This window comes from Brevibacillus brevis (assembly GCF_031583145.1).
GTDB classification, from domain to species: Bacteria; Bacillota; Bacilli; order Brevibacillales; family Brevibacillaceae; genus Brevibacillus; species Brevibacillus brevis_E.
Window position 1 is genome coordinate 4,290,519 of record NZ_CP134050.1, and the last position, 23,288, is coordinate 4,313,806.

18 protein-coding genes are annotated in these 23,288 nt (G+C 56.1%); 4 read left to right on the forward strand and 14 right to left on the reverse strand.

The genetic code is table 11. The annotated features are described in order from the left end of the window. Positions 1-187: 187 nt before the first annotated feature. The 3 genes from RGB73_RS21465 to refZ form a co-directional block, all read right to left on the reverse strand. Positions 188-310: a hypothetical protein gene (locus RGB73_RS21465; RefSeq protein WP_310774616.1), complete on the reverse strand. Its 123-nt coding sequence runs from the start codon at positions 308-310 to the stop codon at positions 188-190. An 85-nt stretch (positions 311-395) separates the two neighbouring features. Continuing rightward, positions 396-2,855: a septation ring formation regulator EzrA gene (locus tag RGB73_RS21470; RefSeq protein ID WP_310764741.1), complete on the reverse strand. Its 2,460-nt coding sequence runs from the start codon at positions 2,853-2,855 to the stop codon at positions 396-398. 47 nt (positions 2,856-2,902) lie between these two features. Next, positions 2,903-3,505 (reverse strand): forespore capture DNA-binding protein RefZ, encoded by a 603-nt coding sequence (gene refZ / locus RGB73_RS21475; RefSeq protein WP_310764742.1) that lies wholly within the window; start codon positions 3,503-3,505, stop codon positions 2,903-2,905. A gap of 187 nt (positions 3,506-3,692) precedes the next feature. On the opposite strand from refZ, the gene RGB73_RS21480 reads away from it, so the two are divergent. Then, the gene (locus RGB73_RS21480) at positions 3,693-4,538 is read left to right on the forward strand and encodes an endonuclease/exonuclease/phosphatase family protein (RefSeq protein WP_310764743.1); all 846 of its coding nucleotides are present in this window, start codon (positions 3,693-3,695) and stop codon (positions 4,536-4,538) included. Positions 4,539-4,569: 31 nt separating this feature from the next. On the opposite strand, the gene RGB73_RS21485 is transcribed toward RGB73_RS21480, so the two are convergent. From RGB73_RS21485 to RGB73_RS21525, 9 genes are all read right to left on the reverse strand, one after another. Further along, on the reverse strand, positions 4,570-5,475 hold the full coding sequence (locus RGB73_RS21485) for a hypothetical protein (RefSeq protein ID WP_310764744.1): 906 nt from the start codon (positions 5,473-5,475) through the stop codon (positions 4,570-4,572). A gap of 138 nt (positions 5,476-5,613) precedes the next feature. Continuing rightward, on the reverse strand, positions 5,614-7,299 hold the full coding sequence (locus RGB73_RS21490) for a ribulokinase (protein WP_310764745.1): 1,686 nt from the start codon (positions 7,297-7,299) through the stop codon (positions 5,614-5,616). A gap of 52 nt (positions 7,300-7,351) precedes the next feature. Continuing rightward, positions 7,352-8,842, reverse strand: coding sequence for an L-arabinose isomerase (araA, locus tag RGB73_RS21495; RefSeq protein WP_310764746.1), 1,491 nt, complete (start codon positions 8,840-8,842; stop codon positions 7,352-7,354). 69 nt (positions 8,843-8,911) lie between these two features. Continuing rightward, entirely contained in the window at positions 8,912-9,610 is a 699-nt protein-coding gene (gene araD, locus RGB73_RS21500; RefSeq protein ID WP_310764747.1) for an L-ribulose-5-phosphate 4-epimerase, read from the reverse strand. A gap of 70 nt (positions 9,611-9,680) precedes the next feature. Continuing rightward, the gene (locus RGB73_RS21505; RefSeq protein WP_310764748.1) at positions 9,681-10,742 is read right to left on the reverse strand and encodes an ABC transporter substrate-binding protein; all 1,062 of its coding nucleotides are present in this window, start codon (positions 10,740-10,742) and stop codon (positions 9,681-9,683) included. 62 nt (positions 10,743-10,804) lie between these two features. Continuing rightward, the gene (yjfF, locus tag RGB73_RS21510; protein WP_310764749.1) at positions 10,805-11,773 is read right to left on the reverse strand and encodes a galactofuranose ABC transporter, permease protein YjfF; all 969 of its coding nucleotides are present in this window, start codon (positions 11,771-11,773) and stop codon (positions 10,805-10,807) included. Then, entirely contained in the window at positions 11,766-12,803 is a 1,038-nt protein-coding gene (locus RGB73_RS21515) for an ABC transporter permease (RefSeq protein WP_310764750.1), read from the reverse strand. The genes yjfF and RGB73_RS21515 overlap by 8 nt, the downstream gene beginning before the upstream one ends. A 5-nt stretch (positions 12,804-12,808) precedes the next feature. Beyond that, positions 12,809-14,320 (reverse strand): sugar ABC transporter ATP-binding protein, encoded by a 1,512-nt coding sequence (locus RGB73_RS21520; protein ID WP_310764751.1) that lies wholly within the window; start codon positions 14,318-14,320, stop codon positions 12,809-12,811. A gap of 114 nt (positions 14,321-14,434) precedes the next feature. Continuing rightward, positions 14,435-15,490 (reverse strand): ABC transporter substrate-binding protein, encoded by a 1,056-nt coding sequence (locus tag RGB73_RS21525; RefSeq protein ID WP_396136227.1) that lies wholly within the window; start codon positions 15,488-15,490, stop codon positions 14,435-14,437. 280 nt (positions 15,491-15,770) lie between these two features. On the opposite strand from RGB73_RS21525, the gene RGB73_RS21530 reads away from it, so the two are divergent. Genes RGB73_RS21530 through RGB73_RS21540 form a run of 3 tightly spaced genes read left to right on the forward strand, consistent with a single transcriptional unit; the run spans position 15,771 to position 20,188 of the window. Next, the gene (locus RGB73_RS21530; RefSeq protein WP_310764753.1) at positions 15,771-17,609 is read left to right on the forward strand and encodes a cache domain-containing sensor histidine kinase; all 1,839 of its coding nucleotides are present in this window, start codon (positions 15,771-15,773) and stop codon (positions 17,607-17,609) included. Then, on the forward strand, positions 17,584-19,164 hold the full coding sequence (locus RGB73_RS21535) for a response regulator (RefSeq protein ID WP_310764754.1): 1,581 nt from the start codon (positions 17,584-17,586) through the stop codon (positions 19,162-19,164). The genes RGB73_RS21530 and RGB73_RS21535 overlap by 26 nt, the downstream gene beginning before the upstream one ends. Next, positions 19,139-20,188, forward strand: coding sequence for a sugar ABC transporter substrate-binding protein (locus tag RGB73_RS21540; protein ID WP_310764755.1), 1,050 nt, complete (start codon positions 19,139-19,141; stop codon positions 20,186-20,188). The genes RGB73_RS21535 and RGB73_RS21540 overlap by 26 nt, the downstream gene beginning before the upstream one ends. 66 nt (positions 20,189-20,254) lie before the next feature. Here RGB73_RS21540 and RGB73_RS21545 read toward each other — a convergent pair whose 3' ends face one another. Both RGB73_RS21545 and RGB73_RS21550 read right to left on the reverse strand, forming a co-directional pair. Continuing rightward, on the reverse strand, positions 20,255-22,498 hold the full coding sequence (locus tag RGB73_RS21545) for a sensor domain-containing diguanylate cyclase (RefSeq protein ID WP_310774463.1): 2,244 nt from the start codon (positions 22,496-22,498) through the stop codon (positions 20,255-20,257). Positions 22,499-22,542: 44 nt separating this feature from the next. Continuing rightward, positions 22,543-23,118, reverse strand: a complete 576-nt coding sequence (locus RGB73_RS21550; protein WP_310764756.1) for a histidine phosphatase family protein — start codon at positions 23,116-23,118, stop codon at positions 22,543-22,545. Positions 23,119-23,288: the final 170 nt, after the last annotated feature.

The following is a 23,288-nucleotide window of genomic DNA, read 5'->3' on the forward strand; positions in this document are numbered from 1 at the left end:
GGTTATCACACCTTTACTCCCTTTATCTTCCCTAGCTGAAGCGTCGCCGCGGTGAGCGACGCTTCTTTTTTTGCTGTGCGCTTGTCGCGGAGCCAATCTTTGGCGGGGCCGCGGATGCCCTTATACTGGATAGAAATACAAAAAAACACCCGTGCGGTTTTGTTTGCACGGGTTCTCTTTCCTCTATTCAAGCTACGGCTGCCTGGTACAAATAGGCCAGTCCCGCCATGACAAAAGCAAAGCCAAGCAGGTAAAACGTGTTTGCCCTTTGCTTGACCCGCTTCTCATCTCCATGGAAATGTGCCTCCATTCGGGCTTGCCACCGTTTCGTGCGGGGCTGAACCATCACCAGTACTCCCATCAAAAGGAGAAACAGGGGAAAAAACAAGGATGCCTCACCCCTTTTTCTTCCGTCGCAAAAGCCAGCGCGTTTCCATCTCTTCCGGGGCCCCTTCGACCACCAGGCGCGCTTCCTCCGCCAACTGGTAGGCTTCCGCAAAAGCCAGCTGCCTAAACGACTGCTCCGCTTTCGTCAACAGCTCGTTTACTTGCCGATTTTGTCTGCGGTACCGGTTCGTGTACTGGATCGCCCCTTCGGCCAATTGACACGTCGAAATGATCCGCTCTGCCATCCGCTCGGTCTCTCCTACCAGTTCGTTCGCATCGTTGATGAGAATCGCGACTTCTTCCAGGTCGTAGCGATACTGTTCCATGATCGCCTTGATTTGCGAGAGCGTCTGTACTACCTCTTCAAACATATACTTCAGGTGATCCGGGATGCCGGGCAAATAGCTGCGCTTGATTTGCTGGCGAACGCGGATCAGTGTCCCGGAAATGCGCTCCAGCTCGTCGAGCGCATCGTCTTCCGTCTCGATGACCAGTCGGAGTGGTTCCGGCTCCGGCTCCGCCTCTTCCCACTCGGCGGCCCGCTTGGGAATGACCAGCTCGTACTCGTCTCCCGCTTCTTCCATCGGCTCGGCCGCCTTTTGCTGCGGCGCCACAGTCTGCCGCCCGGAAGTCGGAAACGGGATCGCTTTGGCGTTTAGCAGCACATCGCGCTCTGCCTTGCTCAGCTCGGCCTGGTTCAGTTCAGCCGGCAGCTCATCGGCATGCCAGGCCAGCGTCTCCCTACTTCCCGTACCTACCTGCTCCACACGATCCGACCGCGATGGGGAGAATGCTTCTTGCTCTTCCTCTCGCTCTGCTTTGGAAGCAAGGGCGGTTTCCTCCGGCATCTCTGTCTCCCAATGAAGCTCCGCTGCTTGTCCGGATCCGTCTGATTCCCTCGTGCGGAAAGACTCGCCCGTCTCTTCCACTTCTTCCGCAGCCTCGGACGGAGCGTGCTTCGGCCAGACAGCCGCTTGTCCCCCCGCTGCAGCTTCCCGATGGGCCAGGACTGCCTCCTCCAGATTTTGATAGGTGGTGTCCACCAACACCTCGAACGCCTTTTGATGGGTTCGCACCATCTCGAGATTGCCTTCCTCCAGAGCGCTTTTAGCTGCCGTCAGCAGTTGCTTTGCCTGAAGCAGCGCTTTATCCAACGCATCCTGCTCCAGTTGAAACCCGTCGCGGTGGGCTTGATCGATACCTTCCTCCAGCTGTTTGAACTCCTCCGGCATTTCCTTTTGTACCCTCTGGACCAGCGACGGGATCTGCTCCATGGATTGGGTCACGCCCTCCAGCAGCTGCTGTGCTTTGAGCGTGGTATTGTACGCCTGAAGATCGTCTCCGGCCGCCCGTGCCGTCTTGATCAGGTTTCGCATCGTCTCGACCTCGTCGAGCGTGGACTTCAGCTCGTGAAACGAAAGCCCGTACTCCAGACGCAAATCGGACAGGCGCCGCTCCACTTGCTCGACCAGCTTGCCGATTTCCGGGATGACGACCTTCGTCTCCGACTCCTTCTTGGTCGCCTCGACTTTGGGAGCGTCCGTTTTGAGCTCCGCAAGCTCCGTCTCGATCTCGGTCAGCAGCTCTCTCACTTCGCCCAGCATGCCGAGTGCCAGTGAGAAGCGGAAGCGGTCGCAAGCCTCTTCCGCGTCGAGAATCATCATTTCCACGTCTGGGACGCGGATGCGCAGCAGATTTTCTTTCTTGTCGGCGAGGTGGTGGTAGCGGACCTCCGTCGTGGCGCTGGAGCGGCGCTTTTCTACTTCAATCTGGTTGATTTTGTCTACGACCTCGTCCTTCCAGTCTTCCACTTCGTCCACCTGTGCAAAAATGGAACGGCGCCGTATCATGGCGTAGATGAGTCCAATCGAGAGTGCGGCAAAGATGGCGCCGATCAGGTAGATCCACCACGGTACGCCTCCTAGATCGGACGCTTTCTTGTCATCTGATTCGGTGCTCGCTTTGGCGTCAGCTGGAGCGTTCGTCGCCGGCTTGTTGCTGATCCGGTTCAACTCGGCGTTGACCTCTGTAATCATCGTCTGGATGCCTGTCAAATACTGCTTTTGATTGCGGAAAGGCTCGTAAAAGGAAGTGATTTTGTCATGCAGCATTTCCATCGTGGCGCCTTTTGCCTGAAGGCCGGGCCCGGCGTATACGCCCAGCTGCTCCGCATCCGTATCCAGGACGACCATCAAGGAATCGTCGGCCAGATTGTAGTTGTCAAACAGCTTTTGGGCATAATCGTCCGGAGACTCCGCTTCCGGGGACGTGCTTTCCACGACCACGACCTTGTAAGTGCCCGGATTTTCTTTGAGGGCATCGGCGAACTTTGCCTTCTCTTCTTTTTTCAAAAAGTTGTCCGCGTCTTGAACGACCTCGTCGGTTTTGTCCGGGAACGGCGTGGCAAAAGCCGGACTCGCGTATAGCAACATGCCTGCCAGACAGAGCATGAATAATTTTCGTTTCACGTTTCATACAACCCCTTAACGTATGTATTCATGGGTGAGGGTACTCATTATGTGGGAAGCAAGCATCCGCGAAGATAGCTCATGATAGAGGCTTGCAGCCATAAGGCGAACTCCTCGGAGTACGGTTCGAGGTCAAAAACCTGGCGAACCATTTGCGCTTGCAAAAAAGGATACGTCATTTGGCTGATCACAGCCAGAACAGTCCGATCAATCGAAACAGGCAAAAAGTCACCCGTCGCTACGCCATTTTCAATGACGCGGGTGAGCCCGTGCTTCCAGCGGCTGATATACAACGTCAACACTTCGCGAGCCAGCATCGATTCCACGCTCAATTCCCGCTGGATCAGCCGGGTGATCGGCGCGTGCTCGCATTGAAAGCCTACGTACAGCTCGACGGCCTTTTCCAGCCGCTCAAAGGGCGTGGCGTCCCCATCGCGGGCTTCCTGCTCTTCCACAAGCCTGAACAACGTCTCAAAATAGGAAGCGATCAAGGTTTCCAAAACTCCTTGCTTCCCTTGGAAGTGATAAGAGATCAAGGCGGAATTCACCTGAGCTTCCTCAGCAATCAGTCGAACCGATGTTCCTTTGTAGCCATATATGTCAAACAGCTTGGCCGCTGCAGACAAGATGCGCATTTTCGTCTGATCCATTGCCCGGTCCCTCCTGTTATGGCTCGTCACCAAGGCAGTGAGGCATCTTTCCTATTTTAACGATGTTTCGACGCAAAAAGATAGTCTCGTTTGTTAGTTCGACAATGTTTTCCAGTATTCCTCCCCGATGCGGGCAAGCTATGATAAAAAAACAACGTCACCTTCGCTCCGTGCGAAAGGAGGTCCCATGCGCAAAAAATGGCTTCCGCTCACCCTGTTTCTCGCGCTGTTCAGCTTTCCGCCAGGAGGCCCGGTGGTTAGCAGCTCCGCTCCTTTCGACCTGGTTTCCCCCAGTCATTACGATCAACCCTTGTCTGTCGTTACGTACAACATCCGCGGTTGCCGTACGGATACCGGTGCCGCTGACCCCGAGCGGATCGCATCTGCGCTGCGTACGCTCGATGCCGATGTGATCGCCTTGCAGGAGGTCGACGTTCGGTTGCCGCGCTCCGGATTTGTCGATCAGGTCGCGGCCATCGCCGCCCAGCTCCGAATGAACTTCGCATACGGGCCATCGATCGATTTCGCCATCGGCTCCTACGGCAACGCCGTGCTCAGCAAGTTTCCGATCCGGCATGCCGGGATTCTCAGGCTGCCTGCCGAATGGGAGCCGCGCAGCTTGCTGGATGTGTCGATAGACTGGAACGGCTACCCGCTCCATGTGCTGGTCACCCATTTGGGCATCGAAAAGTCAGAACATCGCGAACAGGTCGAATCATTGTACGACTATTTGCAAGAAAAATCGTACGATTCCACCGTTTTGCTCGGCGATCTCAACATGCTCCCGTCTGATCCGCTCTTGCGCCAATTGCGCGGACCGCTCCTTGACCCGCAGCACGAGAGAAATCTGGCCTTGCGCACGCTCAAGCATGACGGGCCCCCAAAGGAGATCGACCGCATTTTGTACTCCCGTGATTTCGGCTTCCTCGCCGCCTCTGCTCCCGCTATCGGTCCTTCCGATCACTTTCCAGTGAAAATGGAACTGAAGAAGTCCGGACTCTCAACCGAGAAAAAGGCGATCCCTCCCGGCTGAGCCGAAGAGGAATCGCCTTGCAAGCAAAACGTCATGGAGAAGCTGGAGCAGCCTCCGGATCCGGAATCGGTTTTACTTGGCCATAATTCTGTAGATACGTTTCGACCTGGGAATGCTCACGAACTCGTCGGCCATTCAAATCATATTGCGACTGAATCGACATGGTGATCGTGGTGGGGAGCATGGTTTTCCTGTTGTAGTGGACAGTGTACTCGGCATTCAGGTCCATCTGCTCCACGATTTCGTTCAAGTTCGGAGTGTTCGCGGATTGGATCCTGGGTCCCTTCTGTCCGGTTGCGCTCTTTTTCCACGCCCCGTCCGACAAGGCCATCGCCAGTTTGACCCTCGGCCGGTGGGTTGAAGTAGCCGCTGACGTGGATTGGACGTGAGAGCCTGTCTGTTCGTTCATCTGGGTTACCAGCCAGTTTTTCAGCTTCGCGGGATCGAGCGTGACCCGCACCGCTTCGATATCGTCATTCGGATTCTCGTCCGGAACGGGGCGGACATTCCTTTTCATTTCTGCCATTTGCTGAAAGGAGTAGTCCGGACTCCAGTTGTCCAGCTCCTGCCGGAAAGCCGCCTGGGCGTGTGCGACGTCCTTCCATTCGGGATCGCTGCCCTGTTTGGCGTACAGCTTGTCGCCACGGTGCAGCAGGCTGAGGGTCTCCACCCGGTTCTCTTCGGGCACGGACAGCTTTACATTCATATACACGGCATCTCTATCTTTTCGTCCGGAAAAGTTCACGGCATTGCCATTGGCGCTGTTTTCCGTAAGCAGCTTGGTGCTGCCGTAAAAGGCGTACGAATCTTGCGCGGAAAATTGATCGTGTACCTGATCAAAAGCTGATCCCGCATTTTGCTTGACGCCCATCTGATTGCAGCCGGCCATGGCCGTACAAAAAAGGGTCACCAGACCAATCGTCCAACCTTTGCGCATAATAGCCCTCCTTCACGCGACATCGGCAAGCCGCCCCCGGTCGCTCGTCTCCCTTAGCGTTTCCTGGGAAGAAAAAGGTTATTCTGCGCACAGCCCTCCATCGGTCATCAGCCCCCACATTCAGGCCCCATCATCCGCCTATCGCATGCTGCTTTGAGACCGCCTGATTTCCTTCAATGCCTTCATCACATGATTTTCTCCCCTGCCGAAATAGTCGTGCAGCCGCCTGTATTCCCGATACAGCTTATCATAGACCGCCACGTTTTCCGGAACCGGCACGATCTTCTCCGGGTTCACTCGGGCGATCTTGCGCGCCGCTTCTTCGATATCGTCAAACCCTCCGGCCGCCTTTCCCGCCGCTACTGCTCCGAACATCGCTGCTCCTACCGCCGGCGTTTGCAGGTGGGAGGCAATGGAGATCTCCATCCCTGTCACATCCGCATAGATCTGCATCAGCATCCGGTTTCTGTGCGGCAATCCTCCGCACGCTATCAGCTCCCTCACCGGCACCCCGCTATCGGCAAACGTCTCGATGATCACCCGCTTGCCGAAGGCCGTCGCTTCAATCCACGCCCGATAGATTTCCTCAGGCTTTGTATCGAGCGTGAGGCCGAGGATCATTCCGCTCAAATGGGCATCCACCAGGACAGAGCGGTTTCCGTTCAACCAATCCAGGGCGAGCAGGCCGCTTTGCCCCGGCTTCAACCTCGCTGCTTTTTCTTCGAGCAGTTGATGCAGGGAAAGCTGCTTCTCCCTCGCTTCGAGGTGATAAGCCTCAGGGATGCCGTTTTCCAGGAACCAGGCGAAAATATCGCCCACCGCGGACTGCCCGGCTTCATAGCCGTAAAAGCCCGGGATGACGCCATCCTCTACAACCCCGCACATGCCGGGTACAATCTTTTCCTCATCCCCGAGCAAAATGTCACAGGCGGAAGTTCCCATGATCATCAGCATGGAGCCTGGTTGGGTGATCCCCGCCGCCGGAGCAGACACGTGGGCATCCACATTCCCGACTGCCACCGCAATCCCTGGGCAAAGGCCCGTTTTCCGGGCGAATTCCTCCCGTAGTCCCCCCGCCCTGCTGCCCAGTGGCAGCAAGGTCCGGGACAGCTTTTGGTCGACGACATGCTCCAGGCGCGGATCGAGCGCCTGAAAAAAGTCCGGACCCGGATATCCCTGCTGTTTATGCCAAATGGCTTTGTAGCCGGCCGTGCAGGAGCTTCTCGCTTCGTTCCCGGTAAGCTGCCAGACGATCCAGTCCGCCGCCTCTATGAATCGGTCCATTTCATCGTAAATCTCCGGCGCTTCGTTTACGATCTGCCATAGTTTCGGGAACAGCCATTCGGAGGAGATTTTCCCGCCATATCGCGACAGGAACGAGAAGCCGGGCTGCATCGCGATGGCATTCAACCGGTCGGCCTCCTCTTGCGCTGCATGATGCTTCCACAGCTTCACCCAGCTGTGCGGGTTTGCCCGATAGGCAGGGAGATTGCACAGCGGCGTGCCGTCTGCTTTTACCGGCAAAACGGTGCACGCTGTAAAGTCTGTCCCGATCCCGATAATTTGCCGAGGCGACAACCGGTGCGACGTATCGCGAACGACCGCCGCGACCGTCTCCACCCATGCCTCGACGTAGTCATTGGGATCCTGCAATGCCCACTCCTTTTCCAGCTCCGCGTCCGTGCCGGGCAACCTCTCGTCGATCACGCCGTGCGTGTAGTCTTTTACCGCGGATGCCAATACATCTCCGTTTGCCAGATCGACCAGCACCGCCCTGGCGGATTCCGTACCAAAGTCCACCCCAATTGCATAGGTCTTTTCCAAAACGATCGTTGCCCCCTCGCTTGTACGTACAAGTGCGAACGAAAATGATCGGCTACCGGAGCCTCCAGACAAGGTCGTTCCAGCGCAGCTCATTGCGGAAAGCTGCCAGCGAGGTCCCTTTGCCGATCACGAGACACTCGATGTTGGCCATCTCGGTCCAATCCACGAGCTGTTCCGTCGTTACCCGAAACGAGAAGCAGGTGTGGTGCGCCCCGCCCGCCAGGATCCACGCTTCCGCCGACTCCTGCAAAGACGGCTGCGCTTTCCAGAGTACGCGGGCAACCGGAAGTTTTGGCATCTGCTTGGATGCGGCTACGGCTTCCACCTCGTTGATCAGCAGACGAAAGCGGTCTCCCATGTCGATCAGCGAAGCATTTACCGCAGAACCAGCCCTCCCGTCGAAGATCAGCCTCGCCGGGTTTTCCTTACCCCCGATGGACAAGGGATGCACTTCCACCCTCGGACGATTGCCCGCGAGCGTCGGACATATTTCCAGCATGTGTGCTCCCAAAACGAGCTCATTGCCTTCTTCCAGATGGTACGTGTAGTCTTCCATGAAGGAGGTCCCTTCGTTTGCCCCCATGATTTTCATCAGGCGGACGAGGGCCGCCGTCTTCCAATCTCCCTCTCCTCCAAAGCCGTAGCCCTGTTCCATCAGCCGCTGTACGGCCAGCCCGGGAAGCTGCTTCATTCCGTGGAGATCCTCGAATGTCGTGGTAAAAGCGCTGAACCCGCCTTCTCGCAAAAAGGACAGCAAGCCCAGCTCGATTCGCGCCTGTTCGCGGACTGCTTCTCGAACCGGCCCATCTGAGCGTGCTTCGGGTTGAAAGTCATACCGATCCTCGTACTCCTCCATGAGCGAGTCGACCGCTGATTCTGGAACGGCGCGCATCCTTTCTACCAGATCCCCAACGCCAAAGCCGTTGATCGACCAGCCGAATTTGATCTGCGCCTCCACTTTATCCCCTTCCGTGACGGCTACCTCGCGCATGTTGTCGCCGAAGCGGGCTACTTTCAGCTGCCTTCCCTCCACGTGTGCGGCTGCCGTTCGCATCCAGGCCCCGAGCCTGCCTATTACCTGCGGATCTTCCCAATAGCCGACGACCACTTTGCGGGGAATTCTCATGCGGCTGCCGATAAACCCGTACTCGCGGTCGCCGTGGGCAGACTGGTTCAGGTTCATGAAATCCATGTCGATGGTCTCCCATGGAATCTCCCGGTTAAACTGCGTATGCAGATGGAGGAGGGGCTTTCGCAATTCGGAAAGGCCCGAAATCCACATTTTGGAAGGAGAAAAAGTGTGCATCCAGGTGATGACCCCGCCGCAATGGGCGGCTGCATTCGCTTCCAGACAAACCTGGCGAATGCCGTCCGGCGTGGTTACTACCGGCTTGAAGATCACCTGGTGCGGGGCAAACGCCTCGCTTGCGAGTCCGAGCACCAACCGCTTGGCGTTTTCCTCCACCTGACGTATCGTATCCTCGCCGTACAAAGGCTGACTACCTGTGACAAACCAAAATTCATACGCTTTCTGTTCGAGCATGGCGTTCCTCCTTGGATAGTCCGACCGGGTGCGCCGGAGGACATGATTGAATTATTTCTGAATTTTCAGTTATTGTTTGGCAGCCTGACCGTAGTAGGCATCCGCCCCGTGCTTCCTTCGGAAATGCCGATCCAATAGCGCCTGATCCATCCCGCCTGCATCCGGCTGAAGCGCGTAGGTACGGGATGCGATCTTCGCTACTTCCTCCAATACAACCGCATGGTGGAAGGCTTCATCCGCATTCCTCCCCCAGGTGAACGGTGCGTGCGAATGGACTAGCACTCCCGGGATATTTAGCGGGTCCAGTCCCCTGAGCGCCTCCACGATCACTTGGCCGGTGTTCTGCTCGTACTCGCCGTGGATTTCCTCCGCCGTCATCCTTCTGGTGCAAGGCACTTCTCCGTAAAAATAATCCGCATGCGTCGTCCCCAGCGCGGGAATCCCTCTGCCCGCCTGCGCCCACGCAGTCGCCCAAGGCGAGTGGGTGTGAACGATGCCGCCAATTTCCGGAAAGGCCTGGTACAGCAGCAGATGCGTCGGGGTATCGGAGGACGGCTTCCACTTCCCTTCTATCCTTTTTCCCTCGAAATCCACCACGACGAGATCGTCGATTGTCAGCTCTTCGTAGGGTACGCCGCTCGGTTTGATCACCATGAGACCTTTTTCCCGATCGATCCCGCTGACATTTCCCCACGTAAACGTCACCATCCGATATTTGGGCAAATTCAGGTTTGCTTCCAGCACCTCTTGCTTCAATCGCTCCAGCAACCATATCCCTCCCCGATCAAAGGAATTCTTTATTTTCTGAATCAGTCCACTCCCATAAACTGCCGCTCTCTCAATATTTTCGGTTTGCCACTTCTTTTGCGGCCAAGACCTCGGTATACACGCTTTCCGGGGACACAATCCTCTTGGGCAAGGTTCTGCCTTCCATGACTTCCATGACGGCAGTCGTGATCAGGGGCCCGAGCAATGGATTGCACTCCACTACACAGTTGATTTTGCCCTCGACCATCTTTTCGAAAGCCTTTCGCGTCCCGTCGACCGAGATGATGATGATATCCTTCCCCGGTGCGACGCCTGCCTCTTCCATCGCCTCGATGGCGCCGAGAGCCATGTCGTCGTTGTGGGCGAACAGCACCTTGGGTACCTTCTTCGGATCCTTCAGAAATGAGCTCATGACCTTCTTGCCTTGCTCCACCGTAAAATCAGCGGGGGCCTCGTAGCCTATGACCAAATCCGCCCGCGCTTTGATCGTATCCCGAAAGCCTTTTCCTCGCTCGATGGAGGGCGTGGATCCAACCGTGCCCTGCAATTCGGCAATCACGATCGGTCCGGGGGTGTCGCGCAGCTTGTCGAGCAAATACTTTCCGGCCTTTCTCCCTTCTTCATAAAAGTCGGAGCCGATGAAGCTGACGTACAGCGACGGATCTTTCACGTCGACGGCGCGGTCGGTGATGATGACGGGGATCCCGGCCTGCTTGGCTTCCTTGAGAATTGGCTCCCACCCCGACTGGACTACGGGAGCGATCGCAATCACGTCGACCTTATGCCGGATAAAGGAGCGGATCGCTTCGAACTGCTTTTCCTGGGACTGCTCGGCATTGGAAAACAGCAGGGTAATGCCAGCCTCACGGGCTGCCTCCTGTATGGAACGGGTATTGGCGATCCTCCAGTCGCTTTCCGAGCCGAGCTGGGAGAAGCCCACCACGATCCGTTTGTCCGTTAGCGGTTCTGCCGCGTCCGAAGCACGCCCCTGACCCGAAATCGCTCCCTCCATGTGCGGGGCAGCAGACGGGGAGGACTCAAGCGTACTGGCTTCATTGCAGCCGAGCAGGCCACACGCCATCAGCAATATCCAGATGTACGGAAAAAACCATCGGCGAGATTGTCTTCCCATCTTTTCCTCCGCCCAGCAGGATTGGTATATCGGCGAAACTGTCAGCGCTTTCACAATCTTTCTTATCCTTGCTGCTGCATCGCTCTCCTTGCGCCCAGCAATCGCTGGAGAAGGATGAACACAAGCAGAAGCAGCCCGATCACAATTTTGGTCCACCAAGAGCTGAGTGTACCTTCGAAGCTAATTATAGTTTGGATAACCCCCTGGATCAACACGCCGAAGAAGGTCCCCACGACATACCCCACCCCTCCCGTCAGAAGCGTGCCTCCGATGACGACAGCGGCAATCGTATCCAGCTCCATACCGACCGCGTGCAAGCCATACCCGGACAGCATGTAGAAAGTGAACACGACGCCGGCAAGCGCAGAGCAAAATCCGCTCAACGTATACACCTGCATTTTGGTCCGGGCGACCGGAAGCCCCATCAGCAGGGCGGATTGCTCGCTTCCCCCGATGGCGTAGATGTTGCGGCCAAACCTTGTGTAATGGGCGAGGTACACGGCTAGCGCTACCACGATCAGGGCAATGATGGCGCTGACGGATAGGAAGTTGCCGCCCCCGACCGCTACTTTGGTTTGGGCTGCACTGGTATAGAATGGATGGTCGATCGTAATCGTATCGATGCTGATGACGTAACAAAGCCCGCGCGCCAGAAACATGCCTGCCAGCGTCACGATGAACGGCTGGATCTGAAAGTAATGGATGACGGCCCCCATCCCCCAGCCAAACAGGGCACCCAAGGTCAAGACAAGAGGAATGACGACCCCGGGCGGCCACCCATGCTGCTGAACGAGGCTCGCCGAAATCATCGTCGTGAGCGCAATCATCGATCCCACCGACAGGTCGATCCCGCCGGACACAATGACAAAGGTCATGCCCACCGCCGTGATCAGCAGAAAAGCGTTGTCGATCAGCAGGTTCAGGAGCACCTGCAAGGAGAAAAAGCCCGTATAGAGGAACGAACCCGACGCAAACATCAGGACGAAGAGGCCAAACGTCACAAGAATGGAGGTGTATTTTCGGTTACGCATGGGGTGATACCTCCCTTTCCGCCGGGTATTTCCGCGTTTTCCAGCGCTGCACGATCGCATTGCGGAACGCTTCCGACTGGATCAGGCAGACCGCCAGCACGACGAACGCTTTCACGACCAGTGTGATTTCAGGGGGGACCCCGACCATGTAGATCGTGGTGGTCAGCGTCTGAATGATGAGCGCACCAACAAGTGTGCCTGCCAGGTAAAACCTTCCTCCGTTCAGCGACGTCCCTCCGATGACGACGGCGAGAATGGCATCGAGCTCATACCAGAGACCGGCGTTATTCCCGTCTGCGCTGGAGACGTTGGCACTAAGAATCAGCCCAGCGAGACCGGCACATAGGCCCCCGAAGATGTACACCGTCGCGATGACCCACCCCGCGTGCACGCCCGCAAGTCGGCTGGCTTTTGGATTGCACCCCACGGATTCGATGAACAGTCCGAGCGCTGTCTTGCGTGTCACGATCGACGCAAGGGCAAATACGACAGCCACGATAAAAATGGAAAACGGAAGGGTGAAGAGCGATCCTGCCCCGATGTACTCGTAGCTCTCGCTGGTTACCGTAATGATTTGCCCGTCCGTTATCAGCTGTGCAATCCCTCGCCCGGCCACCATCAGAATCAACGTGGCGATGATCGGTTGTATCCCTACCCCGGCTACCAGGAAGCCGTTCCAAAGACCGAGCAGCAAAGACAGGAGAAGGGAGATGGCGACCGCTGACAGCACCAGTCCCATGGCGTTCTGGTCGGCACCTTTGCTGATGGTCATGCAGCCGACAGCTCCGGCGATGGCCACGATCGAACCGACGGACAGGTCAATGCCTTTGGTCGCGATCACCAGCGTCATCCCAATCGCCACGAGAATGAGCGGCGAGCCAAAATTCAAGATATCGATGAGACTCCCGTACAAATGCCCTTCTTTCACCTCGATTTTGAAGAAGTCAGGCTCCACCAGGAGGTTGCATACGAGCAGCGCCGCCAGAACGGTTAACGGCCAAAACAAGTGATGCTTGGCGATCCGATTCATCTCTCTCACGCTCCCGCAATCGTCTGCATGACGGTTTGCTGATTGATTTCTGCGCCGACGATCTCTCTCACCTTGCGTCGATCGCGCAGCACCGCAATGCGGCTGCTTACCCGCACCACTTCCTCCAGCTCCGAAGAAATGAACAGGACGGACATGCCCCTCTGAGATAACGAAAGCACGAGCTTCTGGATTTCTGCCTTGGCCCCGACATCGATCCCGCGCGTCGGTTCGTCCAGGATGAGCAGCTTCGGCTCCGTCAAGAGCCAACGGGCCAACAGCACCTTCTGCTGGTTGCCGCCGCTGAGGTTTTTGATCAGGTGTTCCGGGTTCGGCGGATTGATGTTGAGCATGCGAATGTATTCATCCGCAATCTCTTCCTGCCGCTTGCGGGAGATCGTCCGGAACCAGCCACGCGTGGCCTGAATGGCCAGAATCATGTTTTCTCTGACAGACAGGTCCTCGATGATCCCCTCGGCTTTTCGATTTTCCGAACAAAAGGCGATCCCCCGCTCGATCGCTTGCTTCGGTGATCCGACTCCCTCGCCGGCATCCCCGATCGTAAGCTTGCCCTGATCTGCGCGGTCCGCCCCGAACAGGAGGCGCGCAACCTCTGTCCGCCCTGAACCGAGCAGCCCTGCAAGTCCGACTACCTCTCCCTTGTGAATGCGCAGGTCGAAAGGCTCGATCGCCCCTTTTCTTCCCAGACCGGATGCTTCGATCATCAGCTCATCCTTCGTCCTCCTCTGTTCAGCCGCAGATTTCGGGAGCTCCTCCAGCAGGTGAAGGTCCTTGCCGATCATTTTGGAGACGAGCTCGATTTGGGGGAGCTCTCGTGCAGGATACTCGCCGACAAATTCGCCGTTGCGAAGAATCGTGATCCGATCCGCTACAGCGTATACCTGGTCCAAAAAATGCGTCACGAACAGAATGGCCAAGCCCTCGCCCTTCAGCTTGTGCATGATGCGAAACAGCTGCTGCACTTCGTTATGGTCCAGGCTGGAAGTCGGCTCGTCGAGGATCAGCACTTTCGCGGAAATATCGAGCGCCCTGGCGATCGCGACCAGCTGCTGGACGGCGACAGAATACGCGGAAAGCGGCTGTGTCACATCAATTCGCAGCTGCAGGCGTTCTTGCAGGAGCCTCTCCGCTCCCTGATTCATTTCCTTCCACCGAATGCAGCCGAACTTGCGAGGCTCCCGTCCGATATAGATGTTTTCGGCGACCGATAGATTGGGGCAGAGGTTTACCTCCTGATAAACCGTACTGATCCCGACCTCCTGGGCCTCCTGCGGACTATGCACCTCGATGGGACGTCCTGCCAGCTCCACGCTGCCCTCCTCAATCGAATAGACTCCGGTCAGAACCTTGATCAGCGTCGATTTCCCTGCACCATTCTCCCCCATCAACGCATGCACTTCTCCGGGAAACAACCGGAAGTCAACACCCGAGAGCGCTTTTACCCCTGGGAACTGTTTATGGATTGCCTTCATTTGAAGAATGGGCTGTCGTTCATTCACCGTATCCGCTCCTTTCTGGGATATAGATAGTGCGCCGCGTTCCGGGAGACAAGCCACTTGGTTCTTGCGCAGAACCGATAGCGAAGCGACTGCGTCTCCCGGCTCGCGACCGCCTCAATACTGGCGTGTCGGAAGTGCTTCTTTGGCTTGCTCCGACGTAAAGGTGCCTTCCTTGGTCACAATCCGCTTGGGAATGTCTTTCTTGTCGAGGATGTTTTGAACGGCTTCCATCAATTGAGGTCCGAGCAGCGGATTGCATTCCACGATGAAATTGATCTTGCCTTCGCTGGCTGCCTGCATCCCGTCGCGAACAGCGTCAACGGAAATAATTTTGATGTCGACCCCGGGCTTCAGACCGGCCGACTCGATCGCCTGGATTGCGCCGAGCGCCATGTCGTCGTTGTGGGCGTAAAGGACGTCGATGTCTTTATGCGCTTTCAAAAACGCCTGCATGACCTCTTTGCCTTTCGCCCGTGTGAAATCGCCGGTTTGCGATGCGATGATCTTGAGGTTCGGATTGGAGGCAATCACTTCCTCGAAGCCCGCTTTCCGGTCAATCGCCGGTGCGGATCCCGTCGTGCCCTGGAGCTCCACGATGTTTACCGGATCTTTTGCGTCCTTGTACTGTTCAACCAGCCACTGCCCGGCTTTGCGTCCCTCCTCTACGAAATCGGAGCCCAGGAACGTCACGTAGAGAGAAGGATCCTTGGAATCCACGGCGCGGTCTGTGAGCACTACCGGAATCCCCGCATCTTTCGCTTCCTTGAGAACAGTGTCCCAGCCCGACTCGACGACCGGCGAGAATGCGATCACATCCACTTTTTGCTGAATGAACGAACGGATGGCTTTGATCTGGTTCTCCTGCTTCTGCTGCGCGTCGGAAAATTTCAAGTCGATGCTCGCCGCTGCTGCAGACTCCTGGATGGATTTGGTGTTCGCTGTCCGCCATCCGCTCTCCGCCCCCACCTGGGAGAAGCCCAGCGTGATTTTCTTTTCTGCGGAGGCCGGCTGGCTCGGTGCCTGGGCCTGACTTTGCCCGGATGCCGCAGCAGGGGGCTGGCTTCCTCCAGCCTGCGTCGTTCCGCTCCCCGCATTTGAGCCACACGCCGCGGTAACCGTCATAGCGGCCGTCATCGCGAGCAGGACTCCCCATTTCCGAAGTCGTTTCACCATCAGTTTGACTCCCCTTCCTTTTTTCATGGATTGATTGGCTTTCGCTCATTATAAAGCGCTTACATTCCACGGGGATATGGAGCCTCCGGGTGAGTTGGTTGAATTTTTTGTCTATTTGTCGTGACCCTCTTTCAATTCGTGGATTTTTTTGTGCAAGTGGTGGGTTATTTTGCGATGGCTCTCTTTTTTGGCCTTACATTCAAATTTTTTGCTACAATTTTGTTATAGTGGAAGAAAAGTCCTAATTTCTCATCCGGCGAGGGAAAGGTAGCTCACAATGAAGATGATCCATTGGGTATCCTCCAGCTTGCGGGCCAGACTGCTGACCATGTTTATCATCCTGACCTCGGTTCCCCTGATAACCGTCGGGCTCGTTTCCTATCAAAAGTCGTTCAACACGATTTCCGGCCACAGCAAGGCAGCTACGATCCTTGTCGCAGACCAGCTTGCCCACAGCATTGACGTTCTTTTTGAGGACACCGGGAAGCTCCTGGAGGTAGGAAAGAGCCCGGAAGCGATGCGCTTTCTTTTCTCTCAGAGCGAGCCTTACGAGGATGCCAAAGAGATTGTCCGAACATTCGATCTTTATCGCCAAACCTACAAAAACGACAGCGTGCTGAACATATCGATGATCAATCTGTACGGGAAAGGCATCAGCGAACGCAAAGGCGTCTTCCACGTCGCCTACAATCCTCTGCGGAATCGCCATTTCCTCTATCTGATGAACCACCCGGACGAGATCGTCATCGTTCCCCCGGCAAACGCGACCGAATGGGACCGCCTGGATGGGTTCACGTATCCCGGACAGGGGATCATCTCCATCATCGCTCCCGTGAAGCAACCGATCACCCATGAGGTAGTAGGCTTTACCATGATTGACCTGGAGGATTCCATCGTCGAGCAGTTTTGCAACAATGTGACCATCGGCAAGACGGGATTTTTTTACGTGGTGGACAAAGACGGCTCCCCGATCTTTGCCCCTTCTGCGCAAAAGGAAACAGCCCGGACCATCACGGCACTCGGCCTGTCCGCCTCTCTGAGCGAAGCGCGCGGCAGCTTTGTGCACTCCCCTTCCGGCAAACCGAGCTTTGTCGTCTTCACCACTTCAAAGGAGACCGGCTGGAAAATCGTCGGCACGGCTCCTCTGCAGGAAATCGTCGAGGACGCCCACGAGATCCGCCAGTTGATCATCATCAGCGTCGCGCTCAGCATCGTGTTTGCCATCGGGCTTCATTTCGTCATCACGACCAGGCTGATCCGTCCCGTTCAGCTCTTAAAAACCAAGATGAGGCAAGCCGCTGCGGGCCACCTCGATGCCAAGGTCACCCCCACCGGCACCGATGAGATCGCTGACCTCGGCGACAGCTTCAACATCATGCTGGAAAAAATCAAGGCGCTTTTGGAGCAAAGCATACGGGAACAAGAGCAAGTCCAGAAAGCGGAGCTGCGGACCCTTCAGGCCCAAATCAATCCGCACTTTCTCTACAACACGCTCGACTCGATCATCTGGATGGCGGAAGCCGGCAAGAACGACCAGGTCATTCAACTGGTCAAGGCGCTCTCCCAGTTTTTCCGCATCAGCCTGAACAAGGGAAGAGACTGGATCACATTGAAAACGGAGCTGGAGCACGTCCAAAGCTATCTGGTCATCCAGCAAATGCGCTATCGCGATATCCTCGAGTACCAAATCGACGTGGATCCTCTGCTGGGCGCTTATCCAATCCTCAAGATGACTCTCCAGCCTTTGGTCGAAAACGCGCTCTACCACGGAATCAAAAACAAGCGCGGCAAAGGGGTGATCCGGATCACAGGCGATGCGGAAAACGGTCGGGACATTACGCTCTTCGTCGAGGACAACGGGATTGGCATGAGCGAGGAGCGCTTGGCCGACGTGCGAAAGCAGCTGGAAAAACCGCTGCATGCAAACGAAGCTGAAAATGAGCCGGCCTCGGGATTTGGCTTGTTGAACGTTCACCGGCGCTTGCGGCTGTATTTCGGAAACGGATACGGCCTGGAGGTGGACAGCGTGAGACTGGAAGGCACCCGCATCACGGTGCGAATTCCGATGAGAGAAAGGGGGCATGGCAGGGATGAAGAAAGTGATGCTGGTCGATGATGAGATTCTCATCCGGGAAAACATTCGGGATTGCGTGAATTGGGAACAGGAAGGATTCCTTTATTGCGGAGACGCTCCAGACGGCGAAGTCGCCTTGCCATTGATCGAGGAATGGATGCCGGATATTTTGATTACGGACATCAAGATGCCCTTCATGGATGGTCTGGAGCTCTCCAGCATCGTCCGCAAGCGCATGCCGGACGTAAAAATCATCATACTGAGCGGCCATGACGAATTCAGCTTTGCCCGCAGCGCGCTCCGCATCGGAGTCGAGGAATATTGCCTGAAGCCTGTCAGTGCAGCGGATTTGATCGAGATTTTGCGCGCGACGAGCCTAAAAATCGATCGGGAGCGGCGGGAAAAACAAAGGCACGCCTACACTCGCGAAAAGCTGCTCAGCGATCTATGCGGCGGCTTGATCTCCACCGCCGATGCCATTACCTATGCTTCCGGCTTTTCCATGCAGCTCATCGCCCGCTTTTACGCCGTGGTGATCCGGGATTTGCGGTACCCTGACACAGCATCAGACCCTGCCCGTACCGCAATGGCGGAAGCGATGCTCGATGAAATCATGGGGGAGCATTTTTCGTTTCAGAGAAGCCGAATGGAGAAAGTGTATCTGTTGAAGGGGGAGACCGTGGAGTCCCTGCGCACTCGGCTCGCCGCCTTGCAAACAGAAGGCTTCGCTGCGTTGGAAGCGGCGTTTTCCAGTCCCCCTGGCATCGGTGTCGGCAGCATCCAGGATCGGCTGCAAAACATTCACACGTCTTTTCTGGAAGCGGAACAAGACAAAAACCTCCGCAGGATTTCTTTCCGGGATGTAGAGGCCGTCGGGAAGTCGGCAAATGGAAACGTGGTCTTGGAACGAGCCAAGTTTTTACAGTTTCTGAAAATCGGAAGCCCCCAGAAGACGGCAGACTTCCTCACCCAATTTTCAGCGGGCCTGCGGTGCCTGGATTGGCAATCTTCCTTGTACGGGTATTACCTCCTGAACGATTTGACCCTCGAAACGGTCTATCTGGCGAAGCAAACCTTCAAGCTGCCAGACAGGACGGAGGGAATTCTGGAGCCGTTGCGGGAGAAAATCAAGCAGGTTCGTAGCGAAGAGCAATGTCACCGGTATTTGCTTGAGCTGATGGAGCGTTTTTGGCAGTGGCGATCAGAGGCAACGGGGAAATACGGGGATTTGATCCGCAAAGTAAAAGGGTACATAGAGGAGCACTACGCGAACGACCAGCTTTCGCTGCAGGATGCAGCCGAGCATGCGGCCGTGAGCCCGAGCCATCTCAGCAAGATATTCAGTCAAGAGACCGGACAGACCTTTATCGAATTTCTGACTCGGACCCGTATCGAGAAGGCGATGGAACTCCTGCAGAATACACGTGCGAAGACTTATGAAATCGCTTTCTCGGTCGGTTACCACGACCCTCATTACTTTTCCGGCCTGTTCAAAAAAACGACGGGGATGACCCCGAAAGAGTTCAGACGGCTGGGCGTATCGTACTTCAGGCAGACAGGAGGGACTTCCCGTGAGAGCCAAGGCCCCTTTGCCTAAAATCGTCCTTGCCCTCCTCCTGTTGCTTGCACTGGGGAGCGGATGCCTCCCGCAGTCGGATGTTTCCCCTTCCCTTCCTCCTACTCCCGCCATCTCCGCGCCGGCCGTTCCATCCGATGGCAAGCCGCTGACTCTGGGGATCATTTATCCGATCTCCCATCCCTTCTATGAAAGGATTACGGAGGACGCGGAAAAAGCTGCCCTCGCCAGGCAGGTCCGACTGCTTGTCAAAGCCCCGGACGAAGCCAGCCTGGAACAACAAATCCGGATGATGGAGACGATGATCCGGCAAAAGGTGGACGGAATCGCCATCGATCCGATCGATGAACATGTACTCGCACCGATCATCAACAAAGCAGTCCAAAACGGCATTCCCGTGATCTGCTTCGAGGCGGATTCTCCGGAGAGCATGCGAACGGCGTTTATCGGCACCGACAACGAGAAAGCAGGGGCAATCATGGGCCAATCCATCGACCGGCTGCTTGGGGGAAGGGGAATGGTTCTCGTCGAATCAGGAATGAGCGGCAGCCGCAGCTTGAACCAGCGTTTGGAAGGAATGCTCCGCTATTTGCACGATCATACGGAGGTGCAAGTGCTGGATGTCCGCTACCATGAAGGCCATACAGGACGAGCGCTTACGGAGCTCGAGGAGATGATCGAGCAGCATCCCCATTTCGATGCGTTTGTCGCGCTGGACTTTGTATCCAGCTCTACTTCCATCCTGGTCTGGAAGGCGAAGGGGTTGACCCGGTACTCGATTGCGTTCGGGATGACGCCCGAGATCAAGGAGGCCATGATCAACGGGCAAATCACGGCTGTCATCTCCCAAAAGGAGGAGGAATGGGGAAAGAAAATCGTCGAAAGCCTGATCCAGGCAACATCGGGAAAAAGCTTACCTCCTTTTATCGATACCGGCGTCGTCGAAGTCGCCAACGATCACGCGGACAGCCTTGCGAAAGGAACCGGGAAACATTCCCGCCAGGAGCAGAGCCCGCTCCCCGATGCAATCCCGTTTTTTCATTAAAACAAGCAGCCACTCTCAATATTTTCGCTGTTTTTGCCGAAAAAAGAAAAAGAGCCACTTCTGGCTCTACGCTAACACAACCTGATTTCTACCCGAATTCTTGGCTTCATACAACGCGATGTCCGCTTGATGGAACAGGGACTCGACACTCAAATCTGCACCCGATTCCTTGCTCCACTTCGCGAGACCGCACGAGATCGTCACTTGCGGAGACGTCTCCTGCTCGACGCAGTTGCGAATTCTCTCGGCCACACTGTGCGCAGTGGCCTTGTCCACACGCGGCAAGTACACCGCCAGTTCTTCGCCCCCCCAGCGCGCCGCGATGTCGCTGTCGCGGATGCTGTGGCGAATCAGATTGGAGACCTGGATCAGCACTTCATCCCCTACCTGGTGGCCAAACGTATCATTCACGGTTTTAAAGTAATCGATGTCGATCAAAATCAGGGAGCCGTATCCATCCTGCTCAAGCGAGGCGCGGACCCTTTCGTTCAAATGCCTGCGGGTGTAAAGCCCTGTCAGGTTGTCCGTGATGACCATGCGCTCCATTTCGTTGTGCAGGACCGCGTTTGTCATCGCCAGGCTGGCGTGTTGGCCGAATATTTCGAGCAGCTTGTAGTCGTCAAAACTAAAAAAATGATAGCGAGAATCAGCGACTAGCAGCACTCCACTTATTTCGCCCTCCACAATCAGCGGGACGCCCATGAGCGAGCAGCAAGGCAGCAGCGAGAAAGGCAGCGGACCGGCTCCCGGCTGAGCCAGCAGCAGCGCCTGCTTGTTCTGCAGGATTTCCTGAAACGGCTTTTCGTTCGTCGGCACCATCATTCCGTTGAACTCCGGGATCGATGCGGAAAGGACGTCAAAACGGTCTTCTCCAGGCGCTTTGCTTAAAATGGCGCAAAACTCGGCGTCAAAGGTAGCGCCCATCATCGTGGTCACAAAGTCCAAAATTTCCTTCAGATCGAGGCTGCGGTTGAGCTGTCTCGCCATTTCGTTGATCAGACGCAGCTCGCGGATCAGGTTGCGGGATTGCTGGTACAGCTGTGCGTTTTCAAAAGCGGTCCCCGCGGTGTCTGCCAAAATCGCGATGTAATCCGTTTCGTGCTGGCTAAGCGACACCCGCTCGTCCGACGTGACTTGCAGCACTCCGTAGATTCCCTGCTTCCCGAGCAGCGGAGCCGCGATGACCGTCGTCGCGTGCTCGCCCTCGCCTGTCGTCTCCACGATCAGCCTGCCTTCCAGATAGGCTCTCGTGCTGGTCGAAGGCTCCGCTTCCTGAAAGGACAGCTGCTTCACGGGAGTCGTCGCATTCGGTTCGACCGTCAGAAACAGCTCGACCGACAAATGCGGGTACAGGCTGGGAATGCTGGTGACAATTTCGTGCAAGACGTCGTTCACATCGATGGAGGCCTGAATTTTGGACATCAGCTGGTACAATAGGTCCTTTTTGCTGGCTTCCCTGCGCAGCTCGTCCAGCCGAATTGCCCTCCACAGCGCACTGCTTGCTTTTTCGCCCACCTCCTGCAGAAAAGCGACATCCCGCTCGTCATACGTGCAATCCATCTCGTCCGGGGGCAAGTGAAGGATAAGCGCGTACAACGGGTGGGACTGGCAGTTGACGGGGACGATGACAATCCGGTTGCCGTCGAGAACCGATGGCTCTACGGGCTCCTGTCCGATCCGGGCGACTACCCGGGCGATATCGCCTGGCCCACCGCCCGTGTGCTGGGTCGTCACGGACTCCTGCGGGATGCAGAGCCTGTTTGCGGACAGCTTTACGGCCGAGCAGTAGCCTTTCTGGATGATATCGCTGATCTGCGTAGTCAGACAACCCAAGAGATCGCGAGCCGTGTCGTGAAAGTTGAGATCCATGATAATCTGGCTGGTCGCGTGCTGGATGTAGGCGTCGTAGCCCATCCGTATCATCGGCTCCAGTCCCCGCATGTAGGAAAAGAGTTCGAAGTCGATTTGCGACTGGGGAGCGATCATTCCGACGACAGCGCGGACACGTCCGTCGTTTTCGCGCAGGGGAATGGCCCCGTACACGCAATCATCCCCCTCCCATGCTCTCACGACAATTTCCCTGCCACCGGTCGCCTCCGTGATCACCTCGTATACTTTCCCGGAAGGAACAGAGTGCAGCATCAGGTCAAGTCCTTGAGGGTGCCAGGATTGGCCTGCCATTAGCTCCAGGAAGTTGATTACGCGGCCCCCGGAATCTGTCAAGAAAAGGATGCCTGGGCGCTTTTCCGGCCACGATTGCAAGATAAAGTGGGCTGTGTAGGAAAAGACCGTCTCTAACTTCCCCAACATTTTACTTGACACGAGATACTCCCTCTCTCAACATTTTCTCAAATTTACAAATGGTCTGTACAGTTTACCTGCAAGACATCCCATCGATCGAAAGCGTACCGGAACACCGTGATTCCCGTATTGTCGATCCGCGTGATCCCCGTTCCCTGCTCGCCCGCTGTCACATAATGCAAAAAGCTGTTGATGAGGCCACCGTGCGAAACGACGACGATCGCTTCACCCGGGTGGTTCTTCGCCAGCTCTGTGAGGGCTGTCACCGCGCGCTGCTGCATATCCTCGAAAGTCTCGATGCCACAGGCAGCTTCGTCCTGCGCCTCAAAGCGGGCGCGGATTTCCTCGTAGGTCAGCCCTTCCCATTCCCCGTAGCAACGCTCCCGCAGGGTCGTCCGGGTGGATACGGCCGATCCGGACGCTTCGGCAATCTTCGTCGCAGTCACGTAAGCTCGGCTCAAATCACTGGAGTAAATGGCGTGGATCGTTTCGTCCCGGAACCGCCGGGCTACCTTCTCTGCCTGTTGCAATCCTTGATCGTTCAAAGCAATGTCACTGTGACCTTGTATCCGCCGGACTTGATTCCACTGTGTCTCTCCGTGGCGAACGAGGTACATGATAGTCTCCAAGGCGGCAAATCTCCTTTAACCAAACTTTCGATAATACTTCTTATTATATAAGATGCTATTACGCAATTCTAGATTGATAAAAAAACATTTGGGACAAAATTCCCATTATTCTTCCTTTCCGCGGGGTCCGAGCCTCTTTGTACCTTTTTTCTCCATCACAGTGAAACGGT

Coding starts and splice junctions, on each gene's coding strand:
- yjfF (WP_310764749.1), bottom strand. CDS start 11,773: ATGCGTAACCGAAAATACACCTCCATTCTTGTGACGTTTGGCCTCTTC.
- RGB73_RS21545 (WP_310774463.1), bottom strand. CDS start 22,498: ATGTTGGGGAAGTTAGAGACGGTCTTTTCCTACACAGCCCACTTTATC.
- RGB73_RS21535 (WP_310764754.1), top strand. CDS start 17,584: ATGAAGAAAGTGATGCTGGTCGATGATGAGATTCTCATCCGGGAAAAC.
- araA (WP_310764746.1), bottom strand. CDS start 8,842: ATGCTCGAACAGAAAGCGTATGAATTTTGGTTTGTCACAGGTAGTCAG.
- RGB73_RS21530 (WP_310764753.1), top strand. CDS start 15,771: ATGAAGATGATCCATTGGGTATCCTCCAGCTTGCGGGCCAGACTGCTG.
- refZ (WP_310764742.1), bottom strand. CDS start 3,505: ATGGATCAGACGAAAATGCGCATCTTGTCTGCAGCGGCCAAGCTGTTT.
- RGB73_RS21485 (WP_310764744.1), bottom strand. CDS start 5,475: ATGCGCAAAGGTTGGACGATTGGTCTGGTGACCCTTTTTTGTACGGCC.
- RGB73_RS21515 (WP_310764750.1), bottom strand. CDS start 12,803: ATGAATCGGATCGCCAAGCATCACTTGTTTTGGCCGTTAACCGTTCTG.
- RGB73_RS21505 (WP_310764748.1), bottom strand. CDS start 10,742: ATGGGAAGACAATCTCGCCGATGGTTTTTTCCGTACATCTGGATATTG.
- RGB73_RS21465 (WP_310774616.1), bottom strand. CDS start 310: ATGGAGGCACATTTCCATGGAGATGAGAAGCGGGTCAAGCAAAGGGCA.
- RGB73_RS21480 (WP_310764743.1), top strand. CDS start 3,693: ATGCGCAAAAAATGGCTTCCGCTCACCCTGTTTCTCGCGCTGTTCAGC.